General features: G+C 74.6%; 3 protein-coding genes. All 3 read left to right on the top strand.

Annotation, left to right across the window (positions count from 1 at the left end; genetic code table 11):
- Nucleotides 1-35 precede the first annotated feature (35 nt).
- The 3 genes from CCN51_RS01225 to CCN51_RS01215 all read left to right on the top strand — a co-directional run bounded on the left by CCN51_RS01225 (nt 36) and on the right by CCN51_RS01215 (nt 9,830).
- Complete coding sequence (locus CCN51_RS01225) at nt 36-3,440, top strand: glycosyl hydrolase (protein WP_043488122.1); 3,405 nt, start codon at nt 36-38, stop codon at nt 3,438-3,440.
- A 112-nt stretch (nt 3,441-3,552) separates the two neighbouring features.
- On the top strand, nt 3,553-6,879 hold the full coding sequence (locus tag CCN51_RS01220) for a family 78 glycoside hydrolase catalytic domain (protein WP_014181629.1): 3,327 nt from the start codon (nt 3,553-3,555) through the stop codon (nt 6,877-6,879).
- Entirely contained in the window at nt 6,876-9,830 is a 2,955-nt protein-coding gene (locus CCN51_RS01215; protein ID WP_014181630.1) for a glycosyl hydrolase, read from the top strand. Before CCN51_RS01220 ends, CCN51_RS01215 begins: the two co-directional genes overlap by 4 nt.
- The last annotated feature ends 37 nt before the right edge of the window (nt 9,831-9,867 follow it).

Here is a 9,867-nt window from a genome sequence, read left to right as displayed (position 1 = left end):
CGCCCGCACACCCCTGTCCCTACGGGAGCACCTCCATGCCTGAAACCGGCACCCCCGAGCCCGAAAGACCGATCCGACCGACCAGGCGCCACTTCGTCATGGCCTCCGGGGCGGTCGTCGCCGCACTCGGCACCGGCCTGCCCGTGGCCCACGCGGAGTCCGCGGCCGGCTTTCCCGCCGGCCATTTCACCGACCCCCGCCGCGACAGCCGCCCCACGGTCTACTGGTACTGGAACGGACCGGTCACCCATGAGCTGATCGACCGGCAGCTGGCCGAACTGCGCGACAAGGGGATGTACGAGGTCGTCGTCTTCCCCTTCGACAACGCCGAGATGAGCCCGGTGTTCTTCAGCGAGGACTGGTTCGACGTGGTCGGACACGTGCTGGCCGTCGCCGAGCGCACCGGGATGCGGGTGTGGGTGTTCAACGACAACCACTTCCCCAGCGGCCGCGCCGCCGGGCTGATCGTGAACGGCGGCACGGTCGGGACCCGCCACTACCCCGCCCGCCCCGAGCTGCGGCTGAAAGCACTGTGGCGGTCCACCACCGTGGTGGAGGGACCGGCCACCGTCGATCTGTACGACACCACGGGCGTCGGCGTCGAGAGCGGCCGGCTGGTGGCGGACGCCGCGGTGCTCGGCGGCGCGGCCGTGCTGCGCCGCGGGGACCGCTGGGGCGACTGCACGGTCACCGGCAGCGCCAAGGCCGAGACGGCCGCCGCCGGTCTGCTGCTGCGCGCCTCCGCCACCGGAGACGACGGCTATCTGGTCGAGTTCGACCAGACCGGGGTGGTCACCATCTCCCGGCTGGACGGCGGCGAGCGGACCGAACTCGCCCGCAGCACCCGCACCGACGGTTTCAACCGGACCAAGTTCCACACCCTGCGGGTGGCCGTCAGCGGCGCCACGCTCACCGTCCGGCTGGACGACAAGGACAAGGGCACGGCCACCGACGCCACCCACCCGGCGGGCAGCGTCGGCGTACACGCCACCGGCACCCAGCGCGCCCTGTGGGAGGACCTGACCGTCACCGCGGCCGACGGCACGGTCCTCTATCGCGAGGACTTCGCCGACCCGGCCACCCCCGGCGAGTTCGCCACGCGCCGCGCACCCGGGACCGCCGCGCCGGTGGCGGCCGTCGCCCGCCCGGTCGGCGCCGACGACGCCGCACGGCTGGTCGAGCTCACCGAGCGGCTGCGGACCACCCGCCGCTGGGAGGTGCCCGCGGGGCGGTGGCAGATCGATGTGTTCGGCGGGACCGTCCTGGCCGACGACACCCAGGGCTACAGCCGCGCCTACATCGACCTGCTCGACGAGGAACCCATCGAGCTGCTGCTGGACATGGTGCCCGGCGAGTACCACCGCAGATTCGGCCGCTACTTCGGCACCGTCGTGCCCGGCTTCTGGGACGACGAGCCGTTCTTCGCCTCCGCCGAGCCGCACTTCAAGCGGGCGCCCTGGTCGCCCACGCTGGAGGCGGCCCTGCGGGCGGTCGGCGCCGAGCCAGGACGGGCGTACGCCGCGCTCTTCGACGACGGCCTGGGCCGGGAGGGCCGGGTGCTGCGCGGGCGCTTCTGGCAGGCGGTGTCCGACCGGTTCGCGCTCGCCTTCCGCAAACAGGCCCGCTGGTACGCCGAGCGGCGCGTCGCCCTGATCACCAACCCGCTCTACGACGAGACCGCCCCCGCCAAGCGCATCGCCTCCACCGGCGATCTGCACAAGATCAACCAGTGGGCGCAGATCCCCGGCGGGGACATCATCACCGCCGAGTACGAGGCGGGCAAGCCCACCATGATCCCGCGCAACCCGGCCAGCGCCGCCCACCAGGCGGGCCGCGAGCGGGTGTTGCTGGAGGCGTTCGGCAACATGGGCTGGCAGGTCGCGCCCGCCTTCGCGCACGCACTGCTGGGCGCCGCCGCCGCCCGGGGCGTCAATCTGACCGTGCTGCACGCGCTGTGGACCGACGAGACACGGGTCTACTTCCCGCCGCCGTTCGGCCCGCGCGCCCCCTGGTGGTGGGCGATGCGCCCGCTGGCGGACTGGACCGGGCGGGTAATGGAGTCCGTCCGCGGCACCTCCGCCGCCCGCACCGCCCTGATCCAGCCGCAGCGCGCCGCCGAGCAGTGGCGCGGCACCGACCAGGGCACCGCGCTGGACACCGCGTTCGGCGCCGCCGCCCGCGCGCTGGAGAGCGCCCAGACCGACTTCGACCTCGTCCACGAGGGCGCCCTGTCCGGCGACCGGGGCCTGCGGGACCACGCCAGGACCGACGGCGGCACCCTGGCCGTCGGCCACGCCCGCTACGAGGTGGCGGTCCTGCCGGACACCCCGGTCCTGGATGCCGCGACCGCCCGTACCCTCGCCGAGTTCGCCCGCGGCGGCGGCACGGTCCTCGCCGTCGGCGAGCTGCCCGACCAGGAGGCGGGCGGCGACGACACCGCGCTGCGCCGCGCCCTGCGGGCCCTGTTCCCCGAGCAGGTCCCGGGCAGCCGTCGGGTCGGCCGGGGCCGGGCCGTGCGGGTCGCGGACCCCGCCGGGCTGGGCGAGGCGGTCCGCGCCGCGGGCGCCGTGGCCGCCGTGCTGGATCCCCCCGCAGCCTCGGTGCTGGTGCTGCGCACCACCTCGGGCCGGGACACGGCCTTCCTGGTCAACAACGAGAGTGCGGAAACCGTGGTCACCGAGGCGGTGTTCCCGGTCGGCGGCGCACCGGAGCTGCGAGACCCGGCCACCGGCACGGTCACCCCGGCCCCCGTCCACACCACGGCAGGCCGGCCCGGGGCCGAGGCCACCCGGGTACCGCTGCGCCTGCGCCCGTACGAGACGCTGGCCGTGGTGTTCCGCGCGGGCGCCGCGACCCGCCCCCATCTGACCCGGGCGGACCTCCCGGTCACCGCCGTGACCGCCGAGAGCGGCCGACTGCTGGCGAAGGCGCTGGCCGACGCCCCCGGCCGGTACGCGTTCACCGGCACCGACGGGCGCCACACCTACCGCGGCGAGGCCGAGGTCACCGATCCGCTGCGGGCGATTCCACTGGACGGCGACTGGACCGTGACCCTGGAGCGGGACGGCGCCGAGCCCGTCGTACGGCCGCTCGGCAGCTGGACCGACCTGGATCCGCGCTTCTCCGGCAGCGCCACCTACACCAAGGACATCACCCTCACCCGGGCTGACCTGGACGGCCGCCGCCTACACCTCGACCTCGGCGAGGTGCGCGAGGTGGCCCGGGTGACGGTGGGCGGCGCCGCGCTGCCGCCCGCGCTGTGGGCCCCGTACACCGTGGACGTCACCGACCAGCTGCGCCCCGGGGTCAACACCATCGCCGTCCGCGTCGCCAACACCCTCGCCAACGAGCGCGGCAAGGCGCTGCCGTCCGGGCTGCTGGGGCCGGTGGCGCTGCGTCCGCTGCGCCCGGTGACGGTCCGGCTCATCCGCACCGCCTGACCCGGGCCCGGCCGCGGACCGCCCCGCGCCCGCCTGATGCCCGTTTCGCGTTCGAGCGTGCCCGACTTCTGCCCGCTTCCCTTCCGGGCCCGACCACTCATGGAGATTCCCCATGAACCGACCCCTCCGACCCCCTCGGCCACCGCTGCGCCGCGGACATCTGGCCCGGCTCGCCACCACCGCCCTCGCGGCCTTTGCCGCCCTGGCCGCCACACTGCCCTCGGCAGCCCCCGCCGAGGCGAGCGAGGCGGGCCGCCCCATCGCGCTGCGCACCGGGGCCCTGCGGCAGGCGCTCGGCATCGACGACACCACGCCCGAGCTCAGCTGGCGGCCCACCACCACCGGCCGGGACACCGTGCAGCGCGCCTACCGCGTACAGGCCGCCACCAGCGCGGCCCGGCTGGCGGCGGGCCGCCCCGACCTGTGGGACTCGGGCAAGGTCGGCTCCGCCGCGCCGCGGACCGACTACGCGGGCGACCGGCTCGGCCCGCGCACCCGCGTGTACTGGCGGGTCAAGGTGTGGGCCGGCGGCGGCGCGGGCCGGGCGTCCGGCTGGAGCGCACCGTCCGTCTTCGAGACCGGGCTGACGTCGCCCAAGGACTGGTCCGCGCGGTGGATCGGCCACCCCGACTGGCAGCTGAGCGGCCGCCAGGTCACGCCCGTGGTCGTCGAGCTGCCCAAGACCACCGCCCGCTACGTACGGCTCGATGTCACCCGGCTCGGACTGCCGCTCGCCGAAGGCGACTTCCCCGCCCTCACCCGGCGGCTGCAACTGGCCGAGGTCGAGGTGCGCGACTCCGCCGACCCCGAAGGGTCCGACCTCGCCAAGGGCGCGGCGGTCACCGCCTCGGAGAGCAACACCGTCCGCAAGACCTGGGAGCCCGCCCTCGCCGTGGACGGGCTCACCAACAGCGGGGCGCAGACCGCCGCCGGATACGCGAGCAAACCGCACCCCGACGCCGATGTGTCCGCCACGCCGATCACCCTCACTCTGGACCTCAAGCAGACCGCCCGCTTCGACCGGGTGCTGCTCTACCCGCGCGCCGACGTCCTCACCGCCGACGGCCGGGTGCCGGGCTTCCCCGTCGACTACACCGTGGCCACCGCGGACGCGGCCACCGGCCCGTTCACCGAGGCCGCCGGCGTCAGCGGGCAGACGCCGCCGAAGCCGTACCTCCCGGCCGGACTCCCGTTGTTCGCCAAGGACTTCACGGTCCCGAAGGACATCCGATCCGCCCGCCTCTATCTGACCGGCCTCGGGGTCTACGACGCCCGGATCAACGGCCGCCCGGTGGGCGACGCCGTGCTGGAGCCCGCCAACACCGACTTCGCCGACCGTGTGCAGTACGCCACGTACGACGTGACCAAGCGGCTGCGGCGCGGCGCCAACACCATCGGGGTCGAACTGGGCAACGGCATGGCCAACGTCGTGAGCACCGCCGACCGCTACCGCAAGCTCTACGGCAACCTCAGCGACCCCAAGCTGCTCGCCCAACTGGAGATCACCCTCGCCGACGGCACCGTTCGGCGCATCGCCAGCGGCCCCGACTGGCGCACCACGCTCGGCCCCACCACCTCCTCCAACTGGTACGGGGGAGAGGACTACGACGCCCGCCGGGAGCTCCCGAATTGGGACCGGCCCGACGGGGACCGGCCCGACGGGGACCGCACCGGCTGGCGGGCCGCCACCGCCGTCGCCGCGCCCGGCACCGCAACCGAACCCGCCCGGGTCAGCGCCCGCGAGACCGAGCCGATCCGGGTGACCGAGACGCTCAAGGGCACCGAGGTCGCGAACTCCCCGGCCGGCAGCCGGGTGTTCGACCTCGGGCGCAATATCGCCGGCTGGCCCGAGATCACCGTGCGCGCGCCCGAGGGCACCGCGGTACGCGTCCACCCCGCCGAAAGCCTCAAGGACGGCCACGCCCACCAGTCCATCAGCAACGTCGGCGCGCCGCTGTGGGACAGCTACACCACGGCCGGCACCGGGGCGCAGACCTGGCATCCGCGCTTCAGCTACCACGGCTTCCGCTATCTGGAGCTCAAGGGCCTGCCCGAGGGCGCCGAAGTGTCCGTACGCGGCCTCGTCCTGCACACCGACAACGCCTCCGCAGGGGATTTCACCAGCTCCAACGAGCTGCTGAACGGCATCCACTCGCTCATCCGGGGCGCCATCCAGGGCAACATGATGAGCGTCCTCACCGACTGCCCCAGCCGCGAAAAGCTCGGCTGGCTCGAGCAGGACCAGCTGGTCTTCCCCGCCCTGGCCGCCAACTACGACATGCAGTCCCAACTGCGCAAGATCGTCCGGGACATGGCCGACGCACAGACCCCGGACGGCCTGATCCCCAGCACCGTGCCGGACTACACCCTGCTGCCGGGCGCCTACCGCAACGACGCCAACTGGGGCGGGGCGTTCGTCCTCGTCCCCTGGCAGCTCTACACCACCTACGGCGACCAGGAGACGCTGCGCACCTACTACCCGAAGATGAAGGAGTACGCGGCCTTCCTCGAGCGGCAGGTCACCGACGGCATCCTCGACTACGGCCTGGGCGACTGGATCACCCCCGACCGCACCTTCCCGCGCGCCGTCGCGGGCACCTACGGCTACTGGCGGGTGGTCGACGCGCTCGGCCGGATCGCCGGTGTGCTCGGCGAGCGCGAGGACGCCGCCGCGTACCGGGAGAAGGCCGACGCCTCCGTCGCCGCCCTGTCCGCGAAGTACTACGACGCCACCACCGGCACCTTCGGCGGCGGCGGACACGGCGCGGAAGCGCTCGCGCTGGACATGGGGGCCGTGCCCGACGGCCGGCGGCAGCGGCTGCTCGACCACTTCGTGCACAGCGTCGAGCAGGCCGGTGACCATCTGGTGCTCGGCGAGATCTCGCTGCCCGCCGCCTTCCGGGTGCTCTCCGCCGCCGGGCGCGACGACGTGGTCTACCGGATCGCCACCAGGACCGACAGCCCGAGCTACGGCTACCAGGTGCAGCACGGCAACACCACGCTCGGCGAGACCTGGGACGGCGGCTCCGGCCAGTCCCAGAACCACTTCATGCTCGGCGTGATCGACGGCTGGTTCACCGGCTCCCTCGCCGGAATCCGGCAGACCGACGACTCGATCGGCTACCGCAGGCTGCTCTTCGCGCCCGCCGTCGTCGGCGATCTGACCTCGGCTGCCGCCTCCTACACCACGCCGTTCGGCCCGGCCCGCAGCTCCTGGCGGCGCGACGGCTCCGCGTACCGGCTGACCGTGACGGTGCCCGCCGGGACCACCGCCGAGGTGCGGGTGCCCGTCACCTCGGGGGCCGTGGGCGCGCCGGACGGGGCGCGCCCGCTGCGCACGGACGACGGAGTGCGGGTGTACGAGGTGCCCTCCGGGACCTGGAGCTTCACGTCCGTATACCAGTCCGTATCCGAGCCGCGGACCGGGAGTGACGCATGAGAGACAACAGAGGCGGTCCGCGCCGCCGGACGCTGCTCGGCCTGGGCGCCGCGGCCGGGGCGGCGGCGGTCCTCCCGACCGCGGTGGCTCCCGCCGCCGCGGGCGGCAAGGCATCACGGCCCGGCTTCGCCGCCGCGTTCGCCTCGCCGGGCCGCGCGGTGCGGCCCAAGCTCCGCTGGTGGTGGCCGGACGGCCTGGTGGACCCGGCCGAGCTCGCCCGGGAGGTCGACCAGATCGCCGACGCCGGATTCGGCGGGGTGGAGATCGCGGCCGTCACCCACAGCCTGAGCGAACCGATCGACGCCGAGCGCTACGGCTGGGGGACCGCGGCGTGGGTCGCCGGTCTGGAGAGCGCCCTGCGCCAGGCCGACCGGCGCGGCCTCACCGTCGATGTCACCATCGGCCCGGCCTGGCCCGCCGCCGTACCCACCGTCACCCCGGACACCGAGGCGGCGGCCCGTGAGCTGGCCCACGGCCTGGTCGTCTTCCAGGGGTCTCAAGGCTCCTACGCGGGCCCCGTGCCGCCGCCGGTGGTGCCCGCGGCCGAGGGCGTGACCGACCGGCGGCTGCTGTGGGTGCAGGCGGCCCGTATCGCCGCGGCCGGCGCGGCCCCGGCACCGCTGCAACTGGACCGGGACTCGGTGACCGACCTGACCGCGCTGGTCCGCGACGGGGAGCTGCGGTGGACCGCGCCCGACGACGGACAGTGGGCGCTGATCTCGTACTGGGAGCGCGGCTCCGGGCAGCGGCCCGAGGGCCCCGCCCACACCTCCCCGCTCGCCTATGTCGTCGACCACTTCAGCGCCGCCGGCACCCGCGCGGTCACCGACTTCTGGGAGCGGCGCATCCTCACCCGCCGGGTCCGCGAACTGCTGCGCCGGGCCGGGGGCGCGCTGTTCGAGGACTCCCTGGAGATCGAGACCGACGCCACCTTGTGGACCCCCGGCCTGGCGGAGGAGTTCGAGCGGCGCATCGGCCACCCCCTGCTGCCGTATCTGGCCGCGGTGATCGAGAAGGACGAGAAGTACGTCTTCGCCTTCGACGCCGCCACCAACAAGGCCGTGCGCCGCGACTATATGCAGGTCATCACCGATCTGTATCTGGAACACCACCTGCTGCCGCTGCGCGCGTGGGCCCACTCGCTGGGCCTCGCCCTGCGCGTCCAGCCGTACGGCCTGGAGACCGACGCGATCCACAGCGCCTCGCTCCTGGACATCCCCGAAGGCGAATCGCTCGGCTTCAAGAATCTCGACGACTTCCGCTGTCTGGCCGGCGGCCGGGACATGGGCGGCGGACGGGTGCTGTCCAACGAGGCGGGCGCCACGGCGGGCGGGGCGTACGCCACCACCTGGGACGCCACGCTGCGCAAGCTGGTCACCCAGTACTGCGCGGGCGTCAACCAGGCGGTGCTGCACGGCTTCGGCTACGCGACCGCGCCCGGCGCCGCCTGGCCGGGCTTCGCCGCCTTCTCCCCGTACCACGGCGGCCCCGGATACGGCGAGGCGTGGGGGCCGCGCACCCCGGCCTGGCGCCATGTGTCCGATGTGGCCGGATACCTCGGCCGGATCCAGGGCGTGCTCCAGTCCGGCACCCACCGGGTCGACGTGGCCGTGCTGCGCCAGAAGGGGTACGCGGGCTCCGGGCTCGGCGCGCCCTGGTTCACCCCGGACGGGGTGCCGCTCGGCTGGACGCACACCTTCCTCAGCCCGCGCTCGCTCGGCCTGCCGAGCGCCGTGGTGCGGGACGGGCGGCTGGCGCCCGACGGGCCCGCCTTCAAGGTCCTGGTGCTGGAGGGCGACGTCATGATCGGGCGTGAGCACACCCTGGAGCTGGACACCGCCCGCAGGCTGATCGAGCTGGCCGAGGACGGTCTGCCGATGATCGTGGTGGGGGACTGGTCGGACGGGCATGTGCCCGGGCTGCCGCACGAGGGCGACGACGAGCGACTGCGCGCCCTGATCACCCGGCTGCTCGCCGTCCCCGGGGTACGCAATGTCGCCGACCGGCCCGATATCCCCGCGGCCCTGGCCGACCTGGGTATCGAGCCCGACGTGGCGTACGCGGCGCGCTCGCCGCTGCTGCACGCCCACCGGGCGGGGCGGGACGTGGCCCACCACTTCTTCGCCAACGGCTCGGCGACCGAGACGGTGGACCATGAGGTGGCCATCGCCGCGCCCTGGCCGAAGGCCACCCCGTACGCGCTCGACGCCTGGACCGGCGAGGTGGCGCCCATCGCCGTCCACCGCGACGACGGCGGCCGGGTCACGCTGCGGATCACCCTGGCGCCCGGGGCCACCGCCCTGGTCGCGCTCGCACGCGGCGCCGGGCCGCTCCATGCGCTGAGCACCGACGCCGAGTCGGCGCGGATCACGGACGGTGTGCTGGAGGTGCTCGACACCCGCCCCGGCGCCCGCGAGACCGTGCTGAGCGACGGCCGGAAGGTCGTCGCGCGCATCGGCGAGCTGCCCGCGCCGCTCACCTTGGACCGCTGGTCGCTGCGGGTGGCCGACTGGCGGCCGGGCCGTACGCCCGACAGCCATGTCACGGTGGACCACCGGCTGGACCCGGGCGCGCTCGCGGCCTGGCCGGACCTCCCCGGTCTGGAGGACGTCTCCGGCGTCGGGCGCTACCGCGCCACCGTACGGCTGGGGCGTGGCTGGACCGGAGCCACCGGCGCCCGGCTGGAGCTGGGGGAGGTCTTCGACACCTACCGGGTCACCGTCAACGGCACCGCGCTGGGCCCGGTGGACCAGGTGACGGGCGTGGTGGACCTCGGGGGCCTGCTGCGGCGCGGTGCGAACACGATCGAGGTCGAGGTGGCCGGCACGCTGCTGAACCGGCTGCGGACCGTCCGCCCGGCGGAGTTCGGGGCGGCCAAGCGGCAGCGGTACGGCCTGATCGGGCCGGTCCGCCTGGTGCCCTACGGACGGGCGGTGGTGTCCGCCGACTGAACCGCCGACCGAGCCGCCGACCGAGCCGCCGACTGAG

The sequence above is a fragment of the Streptomyces milbemycinicus genome, assembly GCF_002154605.1.
Lineage (GTDB): Bacteria > Actinomycetota > Actinomycetes > Streptomycetales > Streptomycetaceae > Streptomyces > Streptomyces milbemycinicus.
This window is presented reverse-complemented; position numbering and strand designations above follow the sequence as displayed.

Excerpts from the sequence above, each read along its gene's own strand:
- CCN51_RS01225 (WP_043488122.1), top strand. The coding sequence starts at position 36 with ATGCCTGAAACCGGCACCCCCGAGCCCGAAAGACCGATCCGACCGACC.
- CCN51_RS01220 (WP_014181629.1), top strand. The coding sequence starts at position 3,553 with ATGAACCGACCCCTCCGACCCCCTCGGCCACCGCTGCGCCGCGGACAT.
- CCN51_RS01215 (WP_014181630.1), top strand. The coding sequence starts at position 6,876 with ATGAGAGACAACAGAGGCGGTCCGCGCCGCCGGACGCTGCTCGGCCTG.